The sequence below is a fragment of the Streptococcus rubneri genome, from assembly GCF_004785935.1.
Lineage (GTDB): Bacteria > Bacillota > Bacilli > Lactobacillales > Streptococcaceae > Streptococcus > Streptococcus rubneri.
The window spans coordinates 401,889-428,421 of the sequence record NZ_SRRP01000001.1 but is presented as its reverse complement, the minus strand read 5'-3'; the positions used below and the strand labels follow the sequence as shown (position 1 = coordinate 428,421).

Here is a 26,533-nt window from a genome sequence, read left to right as displayed (position 1 = left end):
GCTAGGATTTTCTGTCAAAAGTATGTTAAAATATAAGCATGAGAATCCAACAATTACATTACATTATCAAAATCGTCGAAACAGGCTCTATGAATGAGGCGTCCAAGCAACTCTTCATCACCCAGCCAAGTTTGTCCAATGCTGTGCGGGACTTGGAAAAAGAAATGGGGATTGATATCTTCATCCGTAATCCCAAGGGGATCACTCTGACTAAGGATGGGATGGAGTTCCTTTCTTATGCCCGTCAAGTCGTGGAGCAGACCCAACTCTTAGAAGAACGCTATAAAAATCCAGTAGCCAACCGGGAGCTCTTTAGCGTATCATCCCAGCACTATGCCTTCGTAGTCGAAGCCTTCGTCTCTCTCCTCAAGAAAAGCGATATGGAGAAATACGAGCTCTTCTTACGGGAGACCAGAACCTGGGAAATCATCGATGACGTCAAGAACTTCCGTAGTGAAATCGGTGTCCTCTTCCTCAATGGCTATAACCGGGATGTCCTTTCAAAAATGCTGGATGACAGCCACCTCAAGGCAACCCATCTCTTCACTGCCCAACCTCATATCTTCGTCAGCAAGACTAACCCTCTAGCTAACAAAGAGGTGGTGAAATTAGAAGATCTAGAAGACTTCCCTTATCTCAGCTATGACCAAGGGACCCACAACTCCTTCTACTTCTCAGAAGAGATCCTCTCCCAAGAGCATCACAAAAAGTCCATCGTCGTCAGCGACCGTGCTACCCTCTTCAATCTCTTGATTGGTCTGGACGGCTACACCATTGCGACCGGGATCCTTAATAGCAACCTCAACGGAGACAATATCGTCTCCATCCCACTAGATATCGATGACCCAATCGAGCTAGTCTACATCCAACACGAGAAAGCTAGCCTCTCTAAGATGGGTGAAAAATTTATCGAATACTTACTTGAGGAAGTCCAATTTGATAAATAAGGACTAACCAGCTACACAAGCACAATAAAACACCTGAAAGAAGTAAACTTCTACTTCCTTCAGGTGTTCTTTTATTGTTTCAATTGAGAGAAGACATGCCCGATTTTTCCTTCGATAACCAGGTCTGCCTGTTTGTCTTGCGGGATGCTAGTCTTATTGATGACGACTAGGTGCTTCCCTTGGAAATACTGAATCAGACTGGCTGCTGGGTAAACAACAAGGGAGGTACCACCGATAATCAGCAGATCTGCCTCTCGGATGGCTTGGGCTGCTTGGCTAAAGACGTCCATATCGAGAGGTTCCTCGTAGAGGGTTACATCCGGCTTGACGACATTACCACAGTCCAGACAGTGTGGAACAGTCCCTTCCAAAGCTAGAAAGGACTCTAAATCATAAAATCGCTGGCAACTCGTACAGTAATTACGGTCGGCACTACCATGGAGTTTCAAGACTTTTTTAGACCCTGCCATTTCATGGAGACTATCAATATTTTGCGTCACCACTGCCTTGAGCTTACCGGTCTCTTCCAGCCAAGCCAGATAGCGATGGGCTGCATTGGGCTTGGCATTTGGATAGAGCAAGTATTTCTTATAGAAGTCGAAAAAGTCCTCTGGATAGCGCTCAAACATGGTATGAGAGACCAGTTGTTCTGCAGTAAAATGGCGCCCCAATGTGACGCTATAGACGCCGTCCGAACTCCTAAAATCTGGAATATTGGATTCTGTAGAGACGCCTGCCCCACCGAAAAAGACGATCCGTTGACTCTGATCAATGATTTCTTGCAACTCTTTCAGTTTATCCATGTCTTCCTCCTTACAAGAGTGCCTCGATAACAGCATTGGCCTGGTCAAAGTAAAAAGGTTCTCGCTGGTAAACAATCCCCGTATCCTGAGCCAAACTCACCAAGAGCTCCATAAAATGCTGAGAGGAGAATCCAGTCGTCCGGTGGAGTTCCTCTTCATCAAAGGGTTTGATCAAGTGAGCTAGAGGATTGCGGACAGATTTCTCCAACTCCCGCAGTTGCTTGGCCGCATCCTTAGTGGAATCCGGCAAGTCCAAGTGTAAGATCAACTCCGTCAAACTGGACGAATTGACCGCACTCTCACTATGGAATTGTTGCAAGGCTGGATTGTCAGAGGCCCGGATCTTGTCAAACCTCCAATGGTCATAGCTAGACTCCTTGGAGTTGTGGATGTAGTCTGCAATATCAGGGATCTGCAACTTAATCAAGCGCATAAAGATCCGATAAATAGCAGGACTCACCGCCCGAATGAAGTCGATGATCTGCTCGTTGCGAAGCTTGGCCTCTAAATCATACAGGTAGTTAGCCAACTGTTCCTCTTCTGGGTCCTCATGCCAAAAAAGCTGAAAACCTGTTGCATCTAGCAATTCGGTTCTCAACTTTTGGTTCATGATTGGTTGGATATTGAGCTCTCGACGCTCGGTCATTAACTGCAATAAGGTCAAGACCAGCTCTGGCAAGCTCTTCTGCTTCTTAGCAGAGCGAAGGGCCCGACTATACTGGTAGGTCTGAAGGTCGTAGAGCCACTCATCATGAAGGTATTCTGTCATTAGTCTGCAATCAAGGTTTCAAGACCAACTTTCATCATGTCTGTGAAAGTATTTTGACGTTCTTCTGCAGTCGTGTCCTCATCTGGATTGACCAAACTATCAGAAATGGTCATGATGGCAAGGGCATCCACATGGTGTTGGGCAGCAAGATAGTAAAGAGCTGCTGCTTCCATTTCTACAGCTTTGACACCCCATTTACCAAGCTCGATGTTCTTTTCACCATAGTTTGAATAGAAAACGTCTGATGACAAGACATTTCCGACGTGAGTGGTCATACCAAGGTCTTTGGCAATGTGGTAAGCCTTGTCTAAAAGATCAAAGCTAGCGATTTGTGGGAAATCGTATTGTGGCCAGTCATTGCGGATGATGTTTGAGTTGGTTGCGGCAGCTTGCGCCAAGACCAATTCACGAACGTGGACATCGCCGTTTAAAGAACCAGCGGTACCCACACGGATCAATTTCTTCACGCCGTAGTCTACGATCAACTCACGTGCATAGATAGAGATGGATGGCATCCCCATTCCAGTACCCATGACAGAAACACGATGACCCTTGTAGGTACCAGTGTAACCAAACATGTTCCGAACTTCATTGAAGCAAACAGCGTCTTCTAAAAAGTTCTCAGCGATAAATTTCGCACGAAGAGGATCTCCAGGAAGGAGAATTTTATCAGCAATTTCACCTTGCTTAGCAGCAATATGGATAGACATAGTTTATGATACAAAGAGCGACCAGAAAGCGACTGAAAATTAGGAATCTGACGAGAAATCCTGATTTCTCAGTCAGATTATCTATTTTCCGAGCTTTCCGCTTGTGTTCAAATCAGAACACATGCTCTACCTTTCTTTTTTATTTTTTTAGAATTGGCGTTAAAGAGGCAAAGTAAAAATAGGAAACTGACGACGCATCGCAGATGCTAGACAGTTTATCTTTTTTACACAGTTCTCCGCCCGTATTCAGTTCAGAGAATACGGTTAACCCATCCTTTCTTTTTTTATTGAGTGTTTTGAAAAGCTTTCCGCTCGTGTTCAAATCTGAACACATGCTCTACCTTTCAGTGTGTATTTTTTAGAAAAGCTTTCCGCTCGTGTTCAAATCGCAACACAAACTCTAGCTTTCCGAATTCATCATAGAGGCCAGCCATCAAAAGTGGGGTTTATTCCAGCCCCTACAAGCCTGGTTCCTTTTTATGCTTACTTAAATTATACCATAAGAAGATAGGTTTCATCTAGCTTGTAGATTAAATCCCCTACATAATAACTACTGAATCTTATCTAGCTGGAGACACCTTGATTTTTCTCCCCATGAGACGATCAAACCCCTGGGTCAAGCCAAAGGTGACAATGGCAGTTAGTAGGAGATAGGGAAGAGCTGTTAACCCTTGTCCAGTAAACCCAAGGACCAAGCCCGTCGCAGATAAGGGCCCTTTTAAGGTCACTGTCAAGAAGATAACCGAACCCAGGAGCAAGAAAGCTGGTGCATTTCCAACACCAAGTAACAAAGAGATGAGGGCTGCTCCTGCTATTCCCAGTGCAAAGGAAGGGGTCAGAGTCCCTCCATAGGCCCCGGCCCAAAAGGTAAGCAGAACAACTATGGCTTTTAGGGTAAACAGGACAAGAATCGTCTGCCATGTGGGCCCATTGAGAATTTCCTGAGCCATCATCCGCCCATTTCCGAGCAGGTGGGGCTGAAAGCTTGCGAGACTAGCTAGGAAAACAAATGCTAATGGCAAAGTGATGAGAATTCGTTTGTCCTTGATTCGATGATTGGAGGCCTTCTTTGTCAAACGGGCAAAGAGCCCGGCGACTGGAGTCAGGAAGGCAATTAAGATAACCATCTGCCATAAGACAGTAGGTGACCAAGTTATTTCAGACACTTGGTAGAGGGCCCGATCTGAGATGACCCAGCCTGCTGTATAAGCAGCCACATAAGTAGTAATCCCGGCCAAGACAAAGCGTTTTATCGAAAATGCCAGCCCCAAGGTTTCAAAGATAAAAAAGACACTGGTTAGTGGCACTTGGTAGACCGCTGCCAAGCCTGCGCCAGCCCCGCAAGCAATCAGAAACATGCGGTCCTGAAACGATAAGTCTAGTACTCGTCCAAGGGGAGATGCCAACAAGGCCCCAATCTCCCGTGGTGCCCCTTCTTTTCCAACTGGTGCACCAGCTCCTACGGCAATGATTTGCCAGGTGGAATGGAGCATCTGCTTCCAGAAATGAACACGATGAAGGGAAGGCTCCTCCTTCATCTGGCCCTTGATAGAAAGAATGTTTCCCTTTCGCTGGAGGAGATACCAGACCAAGGCTGAGCTGGCACCAACAAGAAACAGGCTGAGCCAAATTCGTGAAGGCGCCACTCCATCTATCAAGAAGCCAGACTGGTGCTCTGAACGACCAAAAGCCAATCCTTCCACTAACTCTAAAAGGGAATGAAGAAAGATACCCGCTAAACCCGAAACAAGCCCTAGCAGACAAGCTACTAGGACTATTCTCAGTTTATAGGGAATTGCTTGGATGGTTCTCACAATTCTTTCCATCTTTTTTACAATTCAGCAAGAATCGCTTTCAACAATCCTTTGAAGTCTCCTTTGACGCGCTCAGTCACTTCCACTACTTCTTCGTGGTTGAGCTCTTCTTGGAAACCAGCCGCAAAGTTGGTAATACATGAAATACCAAGAACTTTCAAACCAGAGTGAGCCGCAATGATGACTTCAGGAACAGTTGACATACCGACAGCATCTGCACCAAGAGTCTTATACGCACGGATTTCAGCTGGAGTTTCATAAGTTGGACCTGTCACACCGATATAAACCCCATCATCCAGTTTAATGCCCAATTTGTCTGCTACTTGATGAGCAGTCTCACGGTATTCTGGAGTGTAAGCTTTCGACATATCAGGGAAACGTGGACCAAAGTCATCCAAGTTTTCACCGATCAATGGGTTTTGACCTGTCATATTGATGTGGTCAGTAATAGCCATCAAGGTACCAGGACCGAAGCCGATACCTCCAGCAGCGTTGGTTACAAGCACTCCTTCACATCCCAAAACTTTCATGACACGAACTGGGAAAGTCACTACTTCCAATGGGTTTCCTTCGTAGAAGTGGAAACGACCTTGAAGAGCCAAGACTTTACGTCCAGCAAGATCACCATAAACCAATTTACCAGCGTGTCCGACTACTGTGGATTGACCCCAGTTTGGAATGTCAGAGTAGTCTACTACGACTGCATTTTCGATTTCTTCAGCCAATTCTCCAAGACCTGAACCAAGAATCAAGCCGAACTCAGGAGCTTCAATTCCTTTGCCCTTCAAAAATGCGGCTGTTTCATTGATTTTTGCTAATAATGTCATTGTGTTTCTCCTTTTATTTCTTAAGTAATCTACCAATTTTGTCAAAGGTGTTAGCGTTGCGAATAGTGATCTGACGATAGAAAGGCATCTTCATCAGATGTTTGTGGTAGGCGGTTTTAGCGTAGCTTTCTTCTGAGGATTTGCCCCAGAAAACCGCTCTTTTGCCAAGGTGAAGCACTTCATCCCCTAGCTTCAAAGCAAGCAACTTCTCTTCTACGGATTCCCTATCCAAGCCCTCGGTGTAAAAGAGCACATCCTTGCGAGCCATCTCTTCTGTCCACCATTGCGGTAGGTTTGCGCATTCTGCTTCATAGTCTTCTTGACTCAGCAGAGAAAAGCGTTCAATAAAGGGATAGTGTGTTTCAAAGAAGATCGACAGGCACTCTACTAACTGAGACCGAGAAAGATCCGTCGTAAAGAAGATATTGCCACTGTTGATGTAGGTTTCCACTTGTTCCAATCCCAGCTCCGTCAACTGCTGACGCAGATCCGCCATGACCACTTTGTTTTTGCCGCCAACATTGATTCCTCTTACGAGGAGAGCAAAGCGCATCATCTTAAACCAATTTATCTAAGAAGCTTTCTCCGATCATGGCTTTCTCAACACCAAAGTTGTCCGCCACAGTAGCTGAGATATCCGCAAAGTGTCCAACTGGAATCAAGCCACTACCTTTGAAAGATGGACTGTAAGCCAAGAATGGGATGTATTCACGAGTATGGTCAGTACCAGCATATGTTGGGTCGTTACCATGGTCAGCCGTAATCATCAAGAGATCGTCTTCACGCATGGCTGCAATGATTTCTGGCAAGCGCTCATCGAACTCATGCAAGCAATCACGGTAACCATGTGGATTACGACGGTGTCCGTAAAGAGCATCAAAGTCTACCAAGTTAGTAAATGAGAAGCCTTCTTGGAACTCAGGAAGTCCCATGGTCTTAATCAAGGTATCTATACCGTGGCTATTTGATTTGTTATGACCCATATCGTGGTTGATACCAGCACCGTTGAAAATATCGTTGATCTTACCAACTGCATAGGTATCGATACCAGCTTCGTTCAATTTGTCCAAAACAGTTGGAGCAAATGGTGAAACAGCCAAGTCACGACGGTTAGCCGTACGAGTGAAGTTTCCAGGCTCACCAACGTAAGGACGAGCAATGATACGACCTAGAAGAGCTGGCCGTTCCAAAGTGATGGAACGAGCATATTCACAAATACGGTAGAGTTCATCCAAAGGAATGATGTCTTCGTGAGCTGCGATTTGAAGAACTGGGTCAGCTGATGTATAGATGATCAACTCGCCAGTTTCCATTTGGCGTGGTCCGAAGTCATCGATAACTGCTGTACCAGAATAAGGTTTGTTGGCTTCGCGGATGACCTTGCGACCTGAGAATTCTTCGATTTTTGTCAAGATTTCTTCTGGGAATCCATTCCAGAAAGTATCAAACGGTTCTGTAATATTAAGACCCATGATTTCCCAGTGACCTGTCATGGTATCTTTTCCAAGAGAGACTTCTTCTAACTTCGTAGCGTAACCAGTTGGATTGCTCTCAGCCGGAACAGTCTTCAAGGCTTGTTCACGAGGAATATTTCCAAGACCAAGTTTTGCCATGTTTGGTACATTCAAACCAACTGCTTTTGAGATGTTTCCAAGTGTGTCAGATGCGCCGTCAGGTACACCAGCATTGACAAAGTTATTAGCATCTGGTGCTGCTCCGATCCCTACTGAATCCAAAACCACTAAATGCATACGATTAAATTTTGGCATATTGAATGTCTCCTTTATAATTTAAACTGACTACAGTATAACACAATTTTTTGAAAATGTAACGCTTTCATATAAAATTTTATAAATAAGTTTTATATCCTCAGAAAAAAGGACAAAAAGCCCTTTTTAAAGTGATTTGCTAATGATTTTTGGACCTTCTGGTGTCCCTACGATGACTTTTGAAACCATTCCTAAGAAGAGGCCATGGTCGACAACACCGACAGTGCGGTCCAACTCTTCTGCCAAGGCTTCAGCGTCTGGGATCACTTTCAAATCCAAATCGATGATAAAGTTCCCTTGATCAGTCACAAAGCGCTGGCCGTCTTTTTCACGGTAAGCTGGTGAATAGCCCTTCTTTTCAAAATGACGGAAAAGATTTTCTGCTCCGTATTGAACCACTTCTACTGGTAGTTTAAAGGCACCAAGCGTCTCCACTTGTTTTGATTCATCGACAATCCAGATGCAGTCTTTTGAGTTGGTCGCAACGATTTTCTCCATCAAGAGGGCACCGCCACCACCTTTGATGCCGTTCAAAGCAGGGTCTACTTCGTCCGCACCATCAACGGTCAAGTCCACCACTTCGACATCATCGATCGCTTTGAGAGGAATTCCCAAGCCTTCTGCCTGTTCATAGGTCACGCTTGAGGTCGTTACAGCTGTAATCTGCAAGCCTTCTTCTTTGATGCGACGTCCCAATTCAGCCACAAAATAATAAGCAGTTGACCCTGTACCAAGACCGACAATCATGCCGTCTGTAACAAACTCAGCCGCCTTAATGCCTACCTGTTCTTTTAGGTTTACCATCTTAGACCTCCATTTCTATTCATATTTAGTATAGCATATCGGCCGACAGATTTCACTACTTAACTGAAAACCTTTTCAACTTCTCCTTCTAAAAGCAAAATCTTGCCCCTCTTGCTAGTTTACGATAGAATAGAAGGGAATACACAGGAAAAGAGAAGATACATGATTACTAGAGAATTTGATACTATCGCTGCGATCTCGACTCCTCTCGGTGAGGGGGCCATCGGCATTGTCCGCTTGAGCGGGACAGACAGCTTTAAGATTGCACAAAAGATCTTCAAAGGTAGAGATTTGACCAAGGTTGCCAGCCATACCCTCAACTACGGCCACATCGTGGATCCAGATAAGGATGAAATTCTGGATGAAGTCATGGTCGGAGCCATGCGCTCTCCTAAAACCTTCACGCGAGAAGACATCATCGAAATCAACACTCACGGTGGGATTGCTGTGACCAACGAAATCCTGCAATTGGTCATCCGCGAAGGCGCTCGTCTGGCTGAGCCTGGTGAATTTACCAAGCGGGCCTTCCTCAACGGTCGTGTCGATTTGACCCAGGCTGAGGCGGTCATGGATATTATCCGCGCCAAGACCGACAAGGCTATGAACAATGCCGTTAAGCAGTTGGATGGAAATTTATCTGACCTCATTAACAACACCCGCCAAGAAATCCTCAATACCCTAGCCCAGGTCGAAGTCAATATCGACTATCCTGAGTACGATGATGTCGAGGAAGCAACAACCGAGATCATCCGCGAAAAGACCACAGAATTCGAAGCCCTCTTGACCAATCTCCTTAAGACAGCTCGCCGTGGAAAGATCCTTCGCGAAGGAATCTCTACTGCTATCATCGGGCGACCAAACGTCGGCAAGTCTAGCCTTCTCAACAACCTCCTGCGCGAGGAAAAAGCTATCGTGACCGATATCGAAGGGACGACCCGAGACGTCATCGAGGAATACGTCAATATCAACGGTGTTCCCCTCAAGCTGGTCGACACGGCTGGGATCCGGGAGACAGAAGATATCGTCGAACGCATCGGGGTGGAACGCTCTCGCAAAGCCCTCAAAGAAGCCGACCTGGTCCTTCTGGTCCTCAATGCCAGCGAGCCTTTGACGGATCAAGATCGTCAGTTGCTGGAAATCTCACAAGACAGCAACCGCATCATTCTCCTCAACAAGGTCGATCTCCCTGAGAAAATTGAAATAGACCAAATCCCTGCAGATCACATCAAAATTTCTGTCCTTAAAAATCAAAATATCAACCACATCGAAGATCGGATTAATGCCCTCTTCTTTGAAAATGCTGGTCTTGTCGAGCAAGATGCTACTTACCTCTCCAATGCCCGCCACATCTCTCTCATTGAGAAAGCTGTTGAAAGCCTTCAAGCTGTCAATGAAGGCCTGGCTATGGGCATGCCAGTGGACCTCCTTCAAGTGGATCTGACTCGCACTTGGGAAATCCTTGGAGAAATCACAGGGGATGCTGCACCAGACGAGCTCATCACCCAACTCTTCAGCCAGTTCTGTCTTGGTAAATAAAGTCAAAAAAATCGTATGTTTCAAACATACGATTTTTTTATTGTTAATTTCCTTAGTCCAGACTTTGAATAGTGAGGTAGGCTTGGTAGATCAAGAAGAGTCCTACTGCTGTCAAGAATGGAATGGCAAGAGGAAGTTCAGTCTCGATTTGACCAAATGGTGAATTGCCAACAAAGTGAAGGCCAAAGCCAGATACAAAATAAAACCAACCAGTCACCATCAATTCCTTGCGCCCTTTTGTAGCTTGAACGATCAAGAAAAGACCCACCATGAAAAGAGCTGTGTAGGCCCAGTGAGATACGACCCCGTTCATGATCCGACCCAAGATACCAGATACTGCATAGGAGAAACCTTCTGGCATATCTTGACGGATATAAGCAAAGTCCTCCACAATCTGGAAACCAAGACCAGATGCAATCGCTAAAAGGAAGATGGACTTGATCCGACGCACATTAAACAAATAGAGGACAAAGAAGATTGGAATCAACTTGAAGGGTTCCTCAAAGAGGGGGCCGGCGATGGCACTCTCATACTGATTCCAAAAGTCGCTATTGGGCGCTACTGCCTGAATCATCTCATGGAAATAGGTATTGGCAAAACTAGACAACCAACCTGCGATAAAGCCCCCACCTAGAAGTGAAAAGAGAACCGGAATCCAGGACAACTTCCACTTCTTGGCAAAATGAAAGAGAGCCCAAACAGCAGGAATCGCGTATACTAGGAGCAAGAGGACAGAGATACCAATGATTCCATACTGACTGCCTGTCATCCAACCAGCTGTGATAGACTGCGTCTCATAGGCCAGACCGATCGAGAGCAAGAATAAAAATAGAAACAAAATCGATTTGCGTTTCATAAAAAACCTTTCTTAAAACAATTAAAAAGGCTGGAAAACCAGTCTTTTTGTCTATATGGATATTGTAACAATAAAAGCTTAAAAAAACAATAAATGACTACGGAAATAGCGACTGCTGGTTTATGAAGTATATATTAAAATCATTTTGCTATTTGATTGTACAGTTACTTAAATCTTGAGAGTACAAAAACTCCTGCTCTAGTGTTAATTTTTTGATTAGGTTGTACAGTTACTTAAATCTTGAGAGTACAAAAACTTGCCTTGCCTCCCATGTTGGTGGTGATGAGTTGTACAGTTACTTAAATCTTGAGAGTACAAAAACTGGCTCTGGCTCGACTATGATTGTTTGCGAGTTGTACAGTTACTTATATCTTGAGAGTACAAAAACAGAAGATAATGGCGACATCATTTTGGAAGTGTTGTACAGTTACTTAAATCTTGAGAGTACAAAAACTGTATGTGAAATAGATTATTTTACTATGCAGTTGTACAGTTACTTAAATCTTGAGAGTACAAAAACGTGTGAGGATATCACCAACACGCAAGCCTGTTGTACAGTTACTTAAATCTTGAGAGTACAAAAACCACCCTTAGTACGGATGTACTCATTTACTGGTTGTACAGTTACTTAAATCTTGAGAGTACAAAAACTGGATACAAATTCGATGTTGCCAGATCCCGGTTGTACAGTTACTTAAATCTTGAGAGTACAAAAACTGATGTTCAGGAAGAAAATTTTATTGAATCGTTGTACAGTTACTTAAATCTTGAGAGTACAAAAACCCAATCAAGGTGTTGGAACTGATGTAGATGTTGTACAGTTACTTAAATCTTGAGAGTACAAAAACTGAAACCTACGCTAAACTAGTAATACAAATGTTGTACAGTTACTTAAATCTTGAGAGTACAAAAACCTGTCTTCCATGTCGTTGAACTTCCTGAAGGTTGTACAGTTACTTAAATCTTGAGAGTACAAAAACGTCCTGTGGATTGCATGAGAATGATATTCCGTTGTACAGTTACTTAAATCTTGAGAGTACAAAAACCACCCATTGCAGTGGTTGCTGCCCCTGCAAGTTGTACAGTTACTTAAATCTTGAGAGTACAAAAACTATAGCAATTATCTTTCTTTTCCACTTCTTGTTGTACAGTTACTTAAATCTTGAGAGTACAAAAACTCAATGACTGATTGAAAGACGCTTCTTACAGTTGTACAGTTACTTAAATCTTGAGAGTACAAAAACCAAATTGGTTTGACCAAGGCAGTATTCGACGTTGTACAGTTACTTAAATCTTGAGAGTACAAAAACCGGTAGTCGTGATATCAGAGGATACATCCCGTTGTACAGTTACTTAAATCTTGAGAGTACAAAAACAGCGTATTCCGATTTAAAATAAGCATCTTTGTTGTACAGTTACTTAAATCTTGAGAGTACAAAAACTGCATTTGGACCAAATTTCTTATTGATCCGGTTGTACAGTTACTTAAATCTTGAGAGTACAAAAACAAGTACCTACCAAGCCAATCACGGCTGATGGTTGTACAGTTACTTAAATCTTGAGAGTACAAAAACCCGTTTCTTGAGTAAAATTAAAAAAATCATGTTGTACAGTTACTTAAATCTTGAGAGTACAAAAACTGAACGGATTCAAATTCCTTTCTTTACAAGTTGTACAGTTACTTAAATCTTGAGAGTACAAAAACTACCGTTCCAGATTCCTGATGCGGTTGAGGTTGTACAGTTACTTAAATCTTGAGAGTACAAAAACATTCGCTCCTATCTTAGTGAACGGTGTTCAGTTGTACAGTTACTTAAATCTTGAGAGTACAAAAACACCATTGGGATCAACCAAGCCCTCTTATGAGTTGTACAGTTACTTAAATCTTGAGAGTACAAAAACGTGACCGTTTAACGGGTAAGGCGATTGAATGTTGTACAGTTACTTAAATCTTGAGAGTACAAAAACTAACGTAAATCATTTCAAATCACCTTACGCGTTGTACAGTTACTTAAATCTTGAGAGTACAAAAACTAGCACCTGATTCGCTAGTCATAGGTGAAAGTTGTACAGTTACTTAAATCTTGAGAGTACAAAAACATGACGAAAAGGATAACGGTTACGGTGCGGGTTGTACAGTTACTTAAATCTTGAGAGTACAAAAACCTTCAAAGAAGGTCTGACAATTTTGTTATAGTTGTACAGTTACTTAAATCTTGAGAGTACAAAAACCAACAGTGTTGATGACTGACATGATAGCGTGTTGTACAGTTACTTAAATCTTGAGAGTACAAAAACCTATATAGAATGAAAATCACAAGTAACGGCGTTGTACAGTTACTTAAATCTTGAGAGTACAAAAACTGAAAAGATATATGGCACATATCGATCGCAGTTGTACAGTTACTTAAATCTTGAGAGTACAAAAACCTCAAATTCGTCAATTTTGGTTTTTGTAGCTCAAAACCATTATAAGGTCTTAGACCTAACTCGTCAATACTATTCTTCTAAATACTTTAATAACATTGTATTGACTGGCTTAATATGGAAATCTATTTTCACCTCATACTGATATAAATCGTTTAATATCCTCAATGCTACTTGATCTTCAATTGATAAACTCATATGGAGAATATCAGAACTAAATAAATAAGGTCCGATTTTTCTTATAGAGGATAAAAAATTTTGCTCATCAGGTATTTGATTTATTGGATATTGATTGGTAAATCGCTCATACATAAATTCTAAAGAATAAAAATGTTCAACGTAATCTGAAATAATGTTAATCTCCTCTAGTACTTCTTTCGTTACATGAAGATAACCTTCATTTGAAGGAAATGAAATAGTGAATAACATGCTACTATGATTGGTTAATCGCTCTAAGTGTTCACAGCACTCAACGAATTCCTTATAGGATAAATAATCATCCATATTTCGGAGCACAAGCAATACCTTTTCAGATCGATCCGTAATCACTACTTCCAACATCGAAAGAAATAATAAAAACTTTGTCTTATTGTCAACAAATTCAAAGGATATATTTTTATCGTTTTGTCCAAAATAGGGCAGAAAATTTTTTTGAATCAGTTGATCTGTATTAAAATATTTCGCTTCTGTATGATAGTTTATTTCATCTATTTGTAAATTCAAATTCTGATTTAATAGCAATGAAATCCTATCGAGATGATCATTGATATTTTCAATTTGCTCCATCATCTCCACTGTATTAATCTTTTTCTTTATATAATCATAAGCTACCGTACCTTTTTTATACACCATCTGTTCAATTAAATCATTAATATTCGATAATTGAATTATCCTGAATTCTGAACGGGAAACCACCGTATTGTCTATTAAGATTTTAGGTTCATTTTGTTCGAAAAGGACTAAATCTTCCTCACTATATTTTTTTCCTCCAAAATACCATAACAGGATTTGCCAAATATAGTACTTTAATTGTTGATCTTGACCCACAACTTGAGTAAATTGTCCAAAACTCAATGTAATATTATCCTTGTATGGATGACTGACGTTCATTTTCATATAACTACCAACTTTTTATCACTGACTATTTCCTCTTGTTTTGTTTTCCCACCAATGATCAAAACCATTTCAGAAAACTGTTTCTCAGTAACCGCTAGTAAACGGACATTCCCACTAGGCAAATTACTTTGACTTAATTTTTTATAGAATTTACTAGCAAAACTTCGATTTGGACACGTTCTATAATAAACTGAAAACTGCAACATTTCAAAACCATTAGCAATCAGATCTTTCCGAAAATTACGATAGATTCTTTTTTCTTGATTCGTATCCATAGGAAGATCAAAAAAACACAATAATCTCAATGCTTCATACCTCATTTCTTTAGCTCCATTCTACACTCGAAACAATAGGACAGTAGAATTTACTAGTATCCTTATCTGATATACATTTTAGAAAACCTTTGACATATTTATCCATTGCTACTGTTACAGAACAAGTTTCTTTTCCATAACGAATTTTTGCATTCAGTGTATCTGTTAAGGCCAATCTGAACTCATATTTTAAATATTCTTCATCCCGTAAGTTTTGATAAACCCAAACATCAATAATCTGTCTAAAAGGTTCCATTAAGTCATCTACCAAATTAAATTGATTGTATTCGTTTTTATGAAAAATTCCGATTAAGGGATTTAACCCATAACCAGCAATAATACGCGCCATCTGCGCTCTCATAATTGCATAACCATAATTTAGACCTGCATTTATAACATCAGTTTCCTGTTGGGTAAGACGAACGAATTTCTTTCCAAATAATTCATTGAAATAAACTTTTGCCGCGTGTCCTTCGCGATTGGTTCTATCTCCAAATTCAATATGATCTTTATAATCTGCTAATAGCTGAATACAATCAATATTTTTCTCAAACATCGAGAGAACATCTTGCTGATTATTTATTTTGAAGTAGGTCACTATTTGCCATAATTTATCTTTCTGATCCTGCGTCCACAACAATTGTTCCTGTAACTTTTTATAGGCTCTAAAATGGCCATTTTGCGAATGGTAAATACCTGTTGGCAAATGCTCGTTATCACAGACAATCAAAGCAATATTATACTTACTTAAGGCGCTTAACAATCTTAGGGTTACAACCGTTTCTCCTCCTTCTGCTACAATGATAGAAATATCGCTCAAGGGTATAATATAATCTTCGCCCATCTTCTTAATCAAAAGATTATCCAATTTTAATTGCATCTTTTCACTCTGACAAACATGTACAATTCTCCAAGTCATTATTTTTATCCTCTTTACAAAACGAAAACACCCCGCCATAAATGACAGGGTGTTGAATTCGGCATGAAGCCTTATCTTTGTAGCTTCTGCAAGATTTAAGTAACTGTGTAAGGCGTCCCTTACGGTTAATATTATAATACATTGTAAAAGCGTTTGCAACTCTTTTTTAAAAATATTTTTTAAAATTTGAGTTTTGGTTCTTCACCCTCTTTTTTAATGAAATGTTTATTTCCCAAAACATCTGTTTTAACTTTATAAATAGAAAGATTCTCTATTTGCATATTTTTTTGTAATTGATTAGAAGAAGGTGGTACCTTTCCTAATACCTCAAGTTCCTCTCCTTTCTCAAATCTTGCTTTTTCATAAGGTTTTAATTCTATTTTATGCTTTTCAAAGCTTTTTGGATTATCCTTCCCAGTCCGAGACCAAAATCTAAAGATTTGTTGACAATTTGTTTCAGTATCCTTAATTAAAACTAGATCATTCTTATATAGTGTAAACTTAAATTCAGATTCCTTACCAATTCCTTCTTTCTCTCTTATTTTATTATATTTAACTTCTGAAATTCCGTAAGAACCACCTTTTTCGAAACACAAATCTGCATACTTTAATCCCAAGAATTCATATTTGCTTGTTTCTGTATTGTAGTATACATCTGTTCTCCAAGGATTCAAAGAAAGCAAAGCTACAGGATTCTTACTTTCTGAAGGAGTTATATTAACAAATTTCCCTAAAAGATTATCGTAGTATTTTAGACTTTTAATTTCTGGACCATTGCCTTTTTTACTATATTTTCGAATAGGACCATTTTCAATTCTATATTTTTCAAAAGGATTGAAATCAACTTCTTTTCCATTTTCATCGTATTCTTTAAATGGTCGATATTGTTCTATTATCTTCTCTATCACTTCATCCCAAGTTTTTCTATCCTTCTGAAACATCAAGAATTGGGATTTATCCTTATTGTATAAATCTAAAAACTTATAAAATCTCGTTTTAGAAGGACTTTTTGTCCCTAAAGCATAGATATCTTTTATTTTTCCTAAAGTATAAGTGTATTCCTTGTTCTCTTTATCTAATTTTGCTTTTCTTGTTGCGTAAATTGTTGCATCTGAAATTTTACGGTTATATTTTGAATCTACTTGATAAGAAAATAGAATGCTATCCTCAAATTCCTTGGACTTCAATGTATCAACAAAATGATCATATGGAGCTTTAAATACTAACTCTTTATATTCATCGTCACTCAATGAAATAATTTCGCCAGTTTCTTGATCCACGAATTGCTCTGCTTTATAAGAGACCAAAGGATTATTTTGTTTTTTCCATAATCTCAATTGACTAGATGCAGCAATGATCAAAGCATCTACAGCATGATGGTGATAGGTCTCACGAGATTTTTCAAGACCCCATTTTCTTCTGAGTTGCGAAGTAAATTGTCCACGTACCACTGAAATAGTTGTATCGAATTGATGCTCCTTATAAAAATCTTGTAGAGCATTTAGAACAACGCGAGAAGAATAACGAGTATCTACTAAATTTCGTTCAATAAATTTCTGTTTCACCTCAATCTTGCTAATGTCTTCTTCCGTTAAAAGATATTCCTTCTTTTTATTACCTAATAATTTAGAATCTTTTACATATGATTTGAACTCACGGTAAGACCAGGCATCATCCATACTATCTAAAGCCTGAAACGGTGTACGTTGTCCCTTTTCCTGATTTGCTGTAGCAAGAACCAATACTTTATTAGATAAGCTATCATCAAAAGATAAAGACAAAGGTAAAATATGATCAATTTCATACTTGTATTGATTTTGAATCAAATCTGAAATTGGTATATTCTTACCAGTGTAAAGACACTTTTCTCCTTGCTGATGCCATAAACGAATCTTAGTAGCTAATTCCTTATGCCCATGAAAAACATTATCCGGTAATTCTTTTTTCCCATTGTATTGGAAAGCCGCTTTTTCCATAGCTGCATTTTTCTCGTCTAGATTTGCTTTTTGACGCTTGATATACTCTTTCTTTGCATCTTCCTCATTATTTTCACGTGCCATTTCAATAACGATATTATCAAAGATACCATATTTTTTAGTTGCTTCATTGATAATCTTTATAGCTTGTCTGACAGATTTTGCTACCACAGGGTTATAGATTTCTTCTGTTAATTCTTTTTCATCAATATACTTGGTTCGTTTTGATGTCTCTTTAGATTTTTGTTTGCCTAATCGAGTAAGAATTGTCATTTGCTCTTCCGAAGTCTCATACAATTCTGGAATCAACTCCATCATGAGTTTTAGAGAAAAATTATGCCATCCCTTACTAAATAGACTGCTATTATTTTTTCTAAATTGAACCAATTCAAGTACTTGATCCTGACTAAATGTATCTTTTAGAGTCGCGTTAATTGCTTCTTCTATTCCCTCTCGCTCTGTATTTAAAGTTAGAATATGGGCAAGCTCATCTAAGACCTTTCTCGGTAATTCTTCCACCCTGATTGTTTCTAATGATTGCATTTTCCGATAGGTTTCAAAAGTATGCATCTCAGGTTTTTTATTGGGATCAATACGGTATCCATGTATCTGATCAACTGAGGCACCAATCAATTTAGCAATGTACTTCAAAAGTGTTGAAGCTCCTAATGTTTTAGCTGTTTTCGCATACTCGACAATTGTCTTCTTTTGTTCTTCACTCAGTTTCTTGGTTTCTGTTGGAACAGTTAAATTATTTAAATCATTTAGTAAGTTGAACTCTTGAGCAGTATAGGAAGCTTTTGAAGCTCTATATTCATCAGGATAAAATGTACATTTACCAATTAAAATACCAAAAATATTATCTAAGGTAATGTACTTACCTTCAGGATCTTTCTTAGTAGTATACCTTCCATAATCGGTGCGTGACTTTTCATTACCTGGTCCATGGTAGTATTTTCTCTTTCCCGTAAGGATTGTTAGATAATCCTCTATAAACTCATCTGTAATCTTTTTATTGAATTCTTGCTGTTTTCTAAGAATTCTTTCAGCTTCTTTGCTATAAGCAGATGTTGTAAAAACATTGATTAATCTGCGTTTTTCACCATTTTCTACAACAGTGAAATCTCCTCTAACCTGACCATATTTTTCGAAACGATCTAGTTGAATTTGACCGGGAGTTTGTTCAGCAAGTAATTTTCTATTTTCTTCAACTGCCTTACCGTAATCAGACGATACTGTACCGCCATCCTCAGAAGCATCATCCAAATAGCTAATACCACGTCTCTTCACAATATTCTTTAAAGCAATAAACAACTCTTCATTAGTTAATTGATTATCCAACCCTTGTACACGGAGTTGATAAGGATTTAGATTAATGGACACCTTAGAAAAATCAGTTAACAAACCAAAGTCTTCAAATAAATCATGAAGGCGAATACTACGATGTTTCTTCCGGCGAGTTAATCTTTTACCTCCCCTATGTCCTCTTCTTTCAATATTACTGTCAGCTGTTGCAGCTGAAAACAGACGAGAATTAGTGTGAATAATTTCACCACTATCTTTTTTTAGAATACCTACTCCAACTGAAGCAATACCAATATCCAAACCCAAAACTAAACCATTCATAATAAAACTCCTAACTAGTCATTATATTAATACAATTTTACCCCTTCTTTCCTCAAAAATCAATTCATTATATGCAATTGTCTGGAATATTTTACTAATTTATTACTAACTCCATTTCATCCCATTCTTTCATTATCACAAACAAAAAAAGCGTGATTTCACGCTTTCTAATCTTCCCATTTTGGTTGTCTGATTTCTGCAAAGGCATCGTCCTGATGGATCGATTTTTCCACCTTCTCCACTTCGACGACTTGGAGAGGGATATTCTTTAAAGGTCCCCAGTCTGTGACGACTGTCATTCGATACTGTTTCTTTACAACCCAATTTTTTTCTTCTCTTACATCAACAATCTCTACTCGTACTTGAGCTTGGTAGCTTTCATGGATTAGGCATTGAGTCAAGGCCCTGAGTCGCTCACCCTCATCTGCTATCTCCAGCTTGGCCAGCAACTCTTGATCACTGACATCTTTTATCAAGATACTTCTTAGGTAGCTATAAAACCCTTTCAGATACTTGAATCCTAGCCAAAGCAAGCCCAGGATCAGGGCGAAAAAGAGGATGATTAAGATATAAAAGAGAAAGATTGGAAAGTCTGAGCCTTTTGCATTGGACTCACCAGTGAAAAACAAGAAGACAAGACTCAGCAAGAAGAACCCTGGCACCAGAAAGAAAATCCAGAAGATGGTCGATCCGTACACCAGAAAATCAGAGAGATATTTCCCCACAACTAAGGCTCCAATGGAGCCTTTCTTTGGTGTTCCCATCTTGGCTGACTGATTCATTTTCCCCATGGCCTACTCCTTTCAGTCTATCTACCACATTCCCATCTGATATAAGGCTCTATAAACTATTTCAACTGTGACACATCATCATCTGAAAATTTTCCTCTCAAGGCAGCCCACATCTGCTCAGTAAGTGAAATTAATTGTTCTCTTCTTCCACTATTATACCATACAAGAACTTTCACCAAGATCCATCCTTGCATAAACCAACAAAAAAACACTGACGAATCAGTGTTTTCTTTTCTACTTCTGTCCCCTGCCGGAATCGAACCAGCAACTACTCCTTAGGAGGGAGTTGTTATATCCATTGAACTAAGGGGACCTATAAAAAAAGAAGCGAGATCACTCCCGCCTCCTTGTTCGTCTTAACGACGGATTTCTTTAATACGAGCTGCTTTACCTTGCAATGCACGAAGGTAGTACAATTTCGCACGACGTACTTTACCGTAACGTACAACTTCAATCTTTTCTACACGTGGAGTGTGTACTGGGAATGTACGTTCAACACCGACACCGTTAGAGATTTTACGAACAGTGTACATTTCAGTGTGTCCTTGACCTTTACGAGCGATAACAACGCCTTCAAAGATCTGGATACGTTCACGAGTTCCTTCGACAACTTTCGCATGTACACGAACAGTATCACCAGGACGGAATGCAGGGATATCAGTACGAAGTTGACCTTCAGTCAAGCTTTGGATTAATGGATTCATTTTATTCTCCTATCTTCGTCAATCTTAAGGGCTAATCCCTCAGCGGATAAACTGTATTTTTGTGCTTCCATTACGCACAAAGTTTATGATACCAAAAGTTTAATCGTTTGTAAAGGTCTATTCTCACTTTTTCGAAACTTTTTGTCCCCCATAGATGGACAAAGCTGGAAAGAGGCGGGTAGCAACCAGACAAACTAATAGGAAGGCTGGCCAATACTGAAAGCCGAAAACTTCACAACCAATCAGAATCGGTCCGATCGTCGTCGAGGTTGCCCCTGCAAAGACTGCCGCATAGCCCAAGGCGGCTACCAGATAAATCGGAAGTCCAAAGAAAGGTGCTAGCCAGACCCCTAGACTCGCCCCGATAGAAAAGAGCGGAGTCACTTCTCCTCCCTTATAGCCTGCAGCAATGGTTGTCACTGTAAATAGGAGCTTGAGAATCCAGTCTGCCCCAGTGATCAAGCTCTTCCCATCAGCTCCCGCAAAGCTATAGGAGATCAGGTTGGTCCCTAGTCCCGTATAGCGACCTGTCCCAAAGATATACAAAAGGACACTCAGACCGAGACCGACCACTCCAATCCGTACATAGGGATTGACAAAGGCGTGGGCAAAAGTTTGTTTAAACTTGCCCAAGAGATAGGCAAAGAGCTTGCCTGTTAGCCCAAAGATCACTCCTAAAAGAAGCAACTGCAGGAGTACTTGAGGCGATAGGGAGAGCTTGTCTGAAATAACTTGAGTAAACTTCTCTAGCCCCAAGGTGTGAGAGGTCCAACTAGCAACAAAGGCTGCAATGGTCGCAGGATAGAGAGCCCGCCACTCCAGTCTCCCAACCACTAAGACCTCCATAGCAAAGAAGATAGCAGCTAGAGGCGTCTGAAAGAGTCCACCGAAGCCAGCTGCCATCCCAGTGACCAAATAGATCCTCGAAGCATGGGGCCCAAGGGAATCTCTTCGTAGAGCATGGGCGACTGTTCCCCCAAGCTGGACGGCCACTCCCTCTCGACCAGCAGATCCACCAAAGAGATGCGTCATCCAGGTAGAAAGAATAGTCAAAGGGATTAAGCGCTTGGGAATGTCTTTCTCCTTTCCTTCACCCACTTCAAAGAGGAGCTCCATCCCTTTTTGACTCTTGCCTCCATAGCTGCGATTGAGGTAGGTGATAAAGAGTCCGCAAGGTGCTAGAAATGGTAGTAAAAAAAGCAGATAGTCACTGCGAAGCTCTCCGATTTCTAAAAGGAGGCGTCCAAAAATAGTATCAATGATTCCGACAATACTACCAATTAGTAGAGCATCAATCGTATAAAAGAGATAGAGGCGTAGTTTATTCATCCACTGCTTCCTCATCTGATAACAATAGACTCTTTTGATAGTCTCTAGAAACTTCTAAGAGGTCATGAAAGGATGCGACGATCGATGCTTTGTATCTCTGATCCTTGACTTGACTTGCGACACGCTCTAGAATCTCTTCTTCTCTCCCTTTATCCAAGACTGAAATTTGGTGGGCCTGCTTATAGCGAATCACTCTCTCAACACACTGCATTCGATGTTCTAATAGGCTGACAAGCTGTTGATCAATAGCATCAATCTCTTGGCGAATCTTTCCTAATTCCATACTGGTCTCCTTCTATATTGTTTCCCATTTTATCAAAAAAATGCTCTTCTTTCTAGTGCTATGGGGACAGCTAATAGATTCAGCAAGCAAAAAAGTGTCTGCTCTCGGCAAACACTTCTTATTCTAATGGCTTATCCTGCTTTTGCTACTAAGGCTTCCGCAAAGGCTTCAAGTTTTTCAATATCTTCGTCTTCAGCTGATAGATCTACTTTGACACACTCAGAACCTTTGACAGCTCCTGTCGTCGCAAAGACACGATCAAAGTCATCTACTGCTTTACAGAACTCATCGTAGAAAGTGTCCCCTGAGCCAACAACACCGTAGATCTTGCCCTTCAAATCTAGACCAGCTAAGTCTTCATAAAAGTCTACGATTTCGTCAGGAAGCTCACCATCACCGTAGGTATAGGTCGCTACGATTGCAATATCAGCCTCAAGAAAGTCCTCTGCGTCTACTGTTGTACATTCGTCGACTTCTACTTCGACACCAAGATCACGAAACTTATCTGCAACGATATCCGCAATCTCTTCTGTATTTCCTGTCATACTTGCAAAAACAATCTTTGCTAATGTCATAATTTCCTCCAAATACTAATCTTTAGACATTATACCACTTTCGCCCATATTTTGCATGAATCCTTTCTTATTGAAAGGAAATGATCGTGTTTAGACTAAAATCAACTATGAGCAAGTTTAAGACATCCTAGCAAAATACCTATCCCAAAGGAAGTCTCGGACTATTTAAAAAGCCATCTTTATTATGCTCAGCTTTGTTTCAAAAAATGGTCAATCACCCTTGTTCTCTTCTTGAATCTCTTTATTTGTAGCTGATGCAACTCCTGAAAGTGCATCCCTACTGCTTTTTAATCTTACAGCTAACTCTTATGCTTTTTCCGCACTACTTTTTATTTCTACTATATGCTATTTCTCTCAAAAATCCATCTATCTACTCCACTCTACCAAAATATCAATCTAAAGTAAAAGGCCTCTTGACTCTTAGTTTCTATCAGACTGGTGACTCTAACTATTAGAAATAGTTGCTGGACTACTCTCTCTTATGCTAAAATTGAAGAAGAAATACTCGAGGTGACCCATGCAACATACACATGAAATTTTAGAAAAAATCAAAACATACCAGACGATTATCCTTCACCGCCATATGAATCCAGATCCAGATGCGATTGGTAGCCAGGTGGGGCTCAAAGAAATCATCCGGACCAACTTTCCTGACAAGAAAGTATTAGCAACAGGCTTTAATGAACCAACTCTTGCTTGGATGGCTAGCATGGATAGCGTATCAGATGAAGAGTATGAAAATGCCCTGGTCATTGTCTGTGATACGGCCAATACTCCTCGCATTGATGACAAACGGTATGCAAATGGTGGCTTCCTTATCAAGATTGATCACCATCCAAACGACGATGCCTATGGCGATTTTCTCTGGGTCGATACCTCCTCCAGCTCAACGAGTGAGCTCATCACTCTGTTTGCCCTAGAAAATAACTTAGAAATCAGTCCTGAAGCCGCACGCTTGCTTTATGCAGGTATTGTCGGTGATACGGGCCGCTTCCTCTACCCTTCTACCACTACCCGTACCTTTGAAATGGCTGCTCGCTTGCGGAAGCTTGACTTTGACTTTGCAGGACTGTCCCGCCAGATGGATAGCATGAGCTTTAAGATCGCCAAGCTCCAAAGCTATGTATATGACAATCTTGAGATCGATGTGAACGGAGCTAGTCGAGTGGTCCTTACGCAAGACCTACTCAAGGAATACCAGATTAACGATGCGGAAACTGCTACTATCGTTGCTGCGCCTGGACGGATCGAGGATGTCACTCTCTGGGCCATCTTTGTCGAGCAAGCTGATGGACACTACCGTGTGAGGATGCGGAGTAAGAACCTGGTCATTAACGAGATTGCTAAACGCCATGGTGGAGGAGGCCACCCACTAGCTAGTGGCGCCAACTCATATTCCTTAGAAGAGAATGACCAAATCTATCGTGAAATGCAGGAAGTAGCTAAAAATAAATAAGGGTATCATTTCATTCCAAACAGGTGAAAAATCTCAAAATAGAGATAATTCACCTGTTTTTTTCAAAAAAGGATAAATACCGAATGATTGCTAAAGAATGAAGCCTATTATCAAGCAATTTCCAAAATTTACTATTCAGATAAAGGAAAAATATGCTATAATAGACAGAAAAAAAGGAGACAACTTATGAATAAAAATCGTATTTTTATCATTGCTGCATCTGCAGCTGCAATTTTGGGTAGTTTTTTACCTTGGGCCACAGCTTCAGCTGGAGCATTGGGGAGCATGACGGTCAGTGGTACCCAAGGAGATGGTTGGTTAATTATTTTCCTTGCAATTGGAGCCATTGTTCTTTCTTGTTTAAAAAACTATGAAAAACCTATGGAAAAACCTTTTGCAATTGGTGTAATCGTTATTGGAGCTATTCAAACAATCATTTCAATTATTGATGTAATCAATATTAATAAATATGCTGTTAATTTTGGTGGCTTTGGAATTTCACTTGGCTTTGGTTTAATTCTTTGCTTACTAGCAGCCATTGCGACTGTAGCTACGGGGCTCTTAGCTATGTCAGGGGGTAAAATCACAAAAGAAACATTTGAGGAACTTGCTTCTACAAGTAAAGAATTTGCTCAATCTGTCGGTCGTGTGACTTCTTCAACTGTCCAAACAGCTGTAAAAGAAATTAAAAAGGAAACAGAACACCATCAAGAAACAGCCGAACCTGCTCCTACACCAGAACAACCAGCTCAACCAGCGCAGGTTGAACAAGCTGTTGAAACGGAGCAAGTGGAACAAACAACCGAATCTGGTCAAGAATAAGTCAAGATCTGTTTAACAGTTACAACATGTACTTCACTTTATAGGAGATAAAGTAAGTTAGAGTGGATGAGAATCCCATCTTTGAATAATGGGCTTCCTCCACTCTTTTTTCTTTATAAAACGCGAAAAATTTGGTAAAAATCCTTGCCAAACTCTTTTGTTTTTGATAAACTAGCTTAGTAACAATCTATGGCTCGGAAAGAGACCATGGCAGAAAGGAAATATTGCAAAATGAAAAAAGATATCCATCCAGAATATCGCCCTGTTGTCTTCATGGACACTACTACTGGTTACAAGTTCCTTAGTGGTTCAACTAAGTACTCTAGCGAGACTGTTGAATTCGAAGGTGAAACTTACCCATTGATCCGTGTTGAAATTTCATCAGACTCACACCCATTCTACACTGGACGTCAAAAGTTCACTCAAGCAGATGGACGCGTGGATCGTTTCAACAAAAAATACGGTCTCAAATAAGAAACCAATCAAAACCACTTCCACTTGGCAGTGGTTTTTTCTTGTACTTCTCAGTATAAAAATACCGCTCCTTCAGGCTTCCTGAAAGAGCGGTTTTCTTGTTATTCGTAGTCGCCACCGGTAAAGTTGAAGTATTCTTCTAAGCTTTTTCCTGAGGCTGCGACATCTTTTGCATCTTCTCCGATATAGCGAAGGTGCCAGCTTTCAGGCATGTAGCCAGTGCTCGCTTCTTTTCCTTCTTGATAACGGACGATAAAGCCATACTTGGCAGCATTCTTAAGCAACCATTTGCTGGCGCCTGGTTCTTGGACCAGATTGCCACTGGTATCGATGAGGTCAAATGCTAGACCTGTCTGGTGCTCGCTATAGCCAGGACGAGCTGAATATCGGTCTGCTGCGTCGACACCATCTTGATCCACATAGCTTTGGTAAAGGCCAACCTGGGTCTCATAACTACGGAAACCACTGTACTGATCACTGATGGCATAACCTTCAGCCTGCATGGCCGCAATCAACTCGTGCAAGGCCGCAAGAGCTGTCGGATCCTCACCTGGATTGTAGTCTGCTGCTAAGGGATAGTGCTTGTTAGCAATCACGATATCACCAGACTTCCCTTGGACACTGTAATAAGAGCCATTGAAGGAAACACCTTGATCCACCGTGACTTCTCCTGCCTTTTTAGCAGACTTTTGACTTCCTTGAGAAGAGGTCTCTTCAGAAGCACTAGTTACTTTCCTACTTGATGACTGTGCTACCTGTTTGCTAGAGGCAGGCTCTTTTATAGAGCTGTTTTTAGATTCCTTATCATGACTACAGGCCCCTAGAGCTATAATAGCTAGGCAAGCCAAGCTAAGGGTTGTGATTTTTACTTTCATTATGATTCCTC

24 protein-coding genes, 1 tRNA gene and 1 CRISPR repeat array are annotated in these 26,533 nt (G+C 40.6%); of the genes, 5 read left to right on the top strand and 20 right to left on the bottom strand.

Annotation, left to right across the window (positions count from 1 at the left end):
- The first annotated feature begins 38 nt into the window (after positions 1–38).
- Complete coding sequence (locus E5S68_RS02260; RefSeq protein ID WP_048689847.1) at positions 39–947, top strand: LysR family transcriptional regulator; 909 nt, start codon at positions 39–41, stop codon at positions 945–947.
- A gap of 71 nt (positions 948–1,018) precedes the next feature.
- Here E5S68_RS02260 and E5S68_RS02255 read toward each other — a convergent pair whose 3' ends face one another.
- The 8 genes from E5S68_RS02255 to rpiA all read right to left on the bottom strand — a co-directional run bounded on the left by E5S68_RS02255 (position 1,019) and on the right by rpiA (position 8,443).
- The gene (locus E5S68_RS02255; protein WP_135782179.1) at positions 1,019–1,750 is read right to left on the bottom strand and encodes an NAD-dependent protein deacylase; all 732 of its coding nucleotides are present in this window, start codon (positions 1,748–1,750) and stop codon (positions 1,019–1,021) included.
- 10 nt (positions 1,751–1,760) lie between these two features.
- Positions 1,761–2,519, bottom strand: a complete 759-nt coding sequence (locus E5S68_RS02250) for a Gbs1250 family HEPN protein (protein ID WP_135782178.1) — start codon at positions 2,517–2,519, stop codon at positions 1,761–1,763.
- Entirely contained in the window at positions 2,519–3,229 is a 711-nt protein-coding gene (gene deoD, locus E5S68_RS02245) for a purine-nucleoside phosphorylase (protein ID WP_040803271.1), read from the bottom strand. Before deoD ends, E5S68_RS02250 begins: the two co-directional genes overlap by 1 nt.
- A gap of 560 nt (positions 3,230–3,789) precedes the next feature.
- Positions 3,790–5,055: a chloride channel protein gene (locus E5S68_RS02240; protein WP_135782177.1), complete on the bottom strand. Its 1,266-nt coding sequence runs from the start codon at positions 5,053–5,055 to the stop codon at positions 3,790–3,792.
- 5 nt (positions 5,056–5,060) lie between these two features.
- Positions 5,061–5,870 carry a purine-nucleoside phosphorylase gene (locus E5S68_RS02235; protein WP_123159244.1) on the bottom strand — a complete coding sequence of 270 codons (810 nt, stop codon included), beginning with the start codon at positions 5,868–5,870 and terminating at the stop codon, positions 5,061–5,063.
- Between the two features lie 13 nt (positions 5,871–5,883).
- On the bottom strand, positions 5,884–6,426 hold the full coding sequence (locus tag E5S68_RS02230; protein ID WP_135782176.1) for a DUF1697 domain-containing protein: 543 nt from the start codon (positions 6,424–6,426) through the stop codon (positions 5,884–5,886).
- A 1-nt stretch (position 6,427) separates the two neighbouring features.
- A complete protein-coding gene (locus E5S68_RS02225) occupies positions 6,428–7,639 on the bottom strand; it encodes a phosphopentomutase (protein ID WP_135782175.1) in 1,212 nt (403 codons plus the stop codon).
- Positions 7,640–7,765: 126 nt separating this feature from the next.
- Positions 7,766–8,443, bottom strand: a complete 678-nt coding sequence (gene rpiA / locus E5S68_RS02220; RefSeq protein ID WP_135782174.1) for a ribose-5-phosphate isomerase RpiA — start codon at positions 8,441–8,443, stop codon at positions 7,766–7,768.
- A gap of 162 nt (positions 8,444–8,605) precedes the next feature.
- On the opposite strand from rpiA, the gene mnmE reads away from it, so the two are divergent.
- Complete coding sequence (gene mnmE / locus E5S68_RS02215; RefSeq protein ID WP_135782173.1) at positions 8,606–9,979, top strand: tRNA uridine-5-carboxymethylaminomethyl(34) synthesis GTPase MnmE; 1,374 nt, start codon at positions 8,606–8,608, stop codon at positions 9,977–9,979.
- A gap of 52 nt (positions 9,980–10,031) precedes the next feature.
- On the opposite strand, the gene E5S68_RS02210 is transcribed toward mnmE, so the two are convergent.
- From E5S68_RS02210 to E5S68_RS02160, 11 genes are all read right to left on the bottom strand, one after another.
- Complete coding sequence (locus tag E5S68_RS02210) at positions 10,032–10,835, bottom strand: PrsW family glutamic-type intramembrane protease (protein ID WP_135782172.1); 804 nt, start codon at positions 10,833–10,835, stop codon at positions 10,032–10,034.
- Positions 10,836–10,990: 155 nt separating this feature from the next.
- A CRISPR array of direct repeats spans positions 10,991–13,265; the repeat unit is 36 nt; unit sequence GTTGTACAGTTACTTAAATCTTGAGAGTACAAAAAC.
- A gap of 69 nt (positions 13,266–13,334) precedes the next feature.
- Positions 13,335–14,378, bottom strand: a complete 1,044-nt coding sequence (gene csn2-St / locus E5S68_RS02205) for a CRISPR-associated protein Csn2-St (RefSeq protein ID WP_135782171.1) — start codon at positions 14,376–14,378, stop codon at positions 13,335–13,337.
- A complete protein-coding gene (gene cas2 / locus E5S68_RS02200) occupies positions 14,375–14,698 on the bottom strand; it encodes a CRISPR-associated endonuclease Cas2 (protein WP_135782170.1) in 324 nt (107 codons plus the stop codon). Before cas2 ends, csn2-St begins: the two co-directional genes overlap by 4 nt.
- A gap of 4 nt (positions 14,699–14,702) precedes the next feature.
- Positions 14,703–15,611: a type II CRISPR-associated endonuclease Cas1 gene (gene cas1 / locus E5S68_RS02195; protein ID WP_135782169.1), complete on the bottom strand. Its 909-nt coding sequence runs from the start codon at positions 15,609–15,611 to the stop codon at positions 14,703–14,705.
- A 179-nt stretch (positions 15,612–15,790) separates the two neighbouring features.
- Positions 15,791–19,213, bottom strand: coding sequence for a type II CRISPR RNA-guided endonuclease Cas9 (cas9, locus tag E5S68_RS02190; RefSeq protein ID WP_135782168.1), 3,423 nt, complete (start codon positions 19,211–19,213; stop codon positions 15,791–15,793).
- 167 nt (positions 19,214–19,380) lie between these two features.
- On the bottom strand, positions 19,381–20,004 hold the full coding sequence (locus tag E5S68_RS02185; RefSeq protein ID WP_135782167.1) for a hypothetical protein: 624 nt from the start codon (positions 20,002–20,004) through the stop codon (positions 19,381–19,383).
- Between the two features lie 241 nt (positions 20,005–20,245).
- Positions 20,246–20,317 (bottom strand) — tRNA-Arg (locus E5S68_RS02180).
- Positions 20,318–20,360: 43 nt separating this feature from the next.
- Entirely contained in the window at positions 20,361–20,708 is a 348-nt protein-coding gene (gene rplS, locus E5S68_RS02175) for a 50S ribosomal protein L19 (RefSeq protein ID WP_003016418.1), read from the bottom strand.
- Between the two features lie 123 nt (positions 20,709–20,831).
- Positions 20,832–22,037 carry a chloride channel protein gene (locus E5S68_RS02170; RefSeq protein WP_135782166.1) on the bottom strand — a complete coding sequence of 402 codons (1,206 nt, stop codon included), beginning with the start codon at positions 22,035–22,037 and terminating at the stop codon, positions 20,832–20,834.
- Positions 22,030–22,320, bottom strand: a complete 291-nt coding sequence (locus tag E5S68_RS02165; RefSeq protein WP_135782165.1) for a chorismate mutase — start codon at positions 22,318–22,320, stop codon at positions 22,030–22,032. The genes E5S68_RS02170 and E5S68_RS02165 overlap by 8 nt, the downstream gene beginning before the upstream one ends.
- 131 nt (positions 22,321–22,451) lie before the next feature.
- The gene (locus E5S68_RS02160; RefSeq protein WP_135782164.1) at positions 22,452–22,895 is read right to left on the bottom strand and encodes a flavodoxin; all 444 of its coding nucleotides are present in this window, start codon (positions 22,893–22,895) and stop codon (positions 22,452–22,454) included.
- Between the two features lie 517 nt (positions 22,896–23,412).
- Here E5S68_RS02160 and E5S68_RS02155 point away from each other — a divergent pair.
- The 3 genes from E5S68_RS02155 to E5S68_RS02145 all read left to right on the top strand — a co-directional run bounded on the left by E5S68_RS02155 (position 23,413) and on the right by E5S68_RS02145 (position 25,647).
- Positions 23,413–24,351, top strand: coding sequence for a DHH family phosphoesterase (locus tag E5S68_RS02155; protein WP_135782163.1), 939 nt, complete (start codon positions 23,413–23,415; stop codon positions 24,349–24,351).
- Between the two features lie 186 nt (positions 24,352–24,537).
- Complete coding sequence (locus E5S68_RS02150; protein ID WP_135782162.1) at positions 24,538–25,173, top strand: lantibiotic ABC transporter permease; 636 nt, start codon at positions 24,538–24,540, stop codon at positions 25,171–25,173.
- Between the two features lie 231 nt (positions 25,174–25,404).
- A complete protein-coding gene (locus tag E5S68_RS02145; protein ID WP_003016441.1) occupies positions 25,405–25,647 on the top strand; it encodes a type B 50S ribosomal protein L31 in 243 nt (80 codons plus the stop codon).
- A 101-nt stretch (positions 25,648–25,748) separates the two neighbouring features.
- On the opposite strand, the gene ldcB is transcribed toward E5S68_RS02145, so the two are convergent.
- Entirely contained in the window at positions 25,749–26,522 is a 774-nt protein-coding gene (gene ldcB / locus E5S68_RS02140) for an LD-carboxypeptidase LdcB/DacB (RefSeq protein WP_135782161.1), read from the bottom strand.
- Positions 26,523–26,533 lie beyond the last annotated feature (11 nt).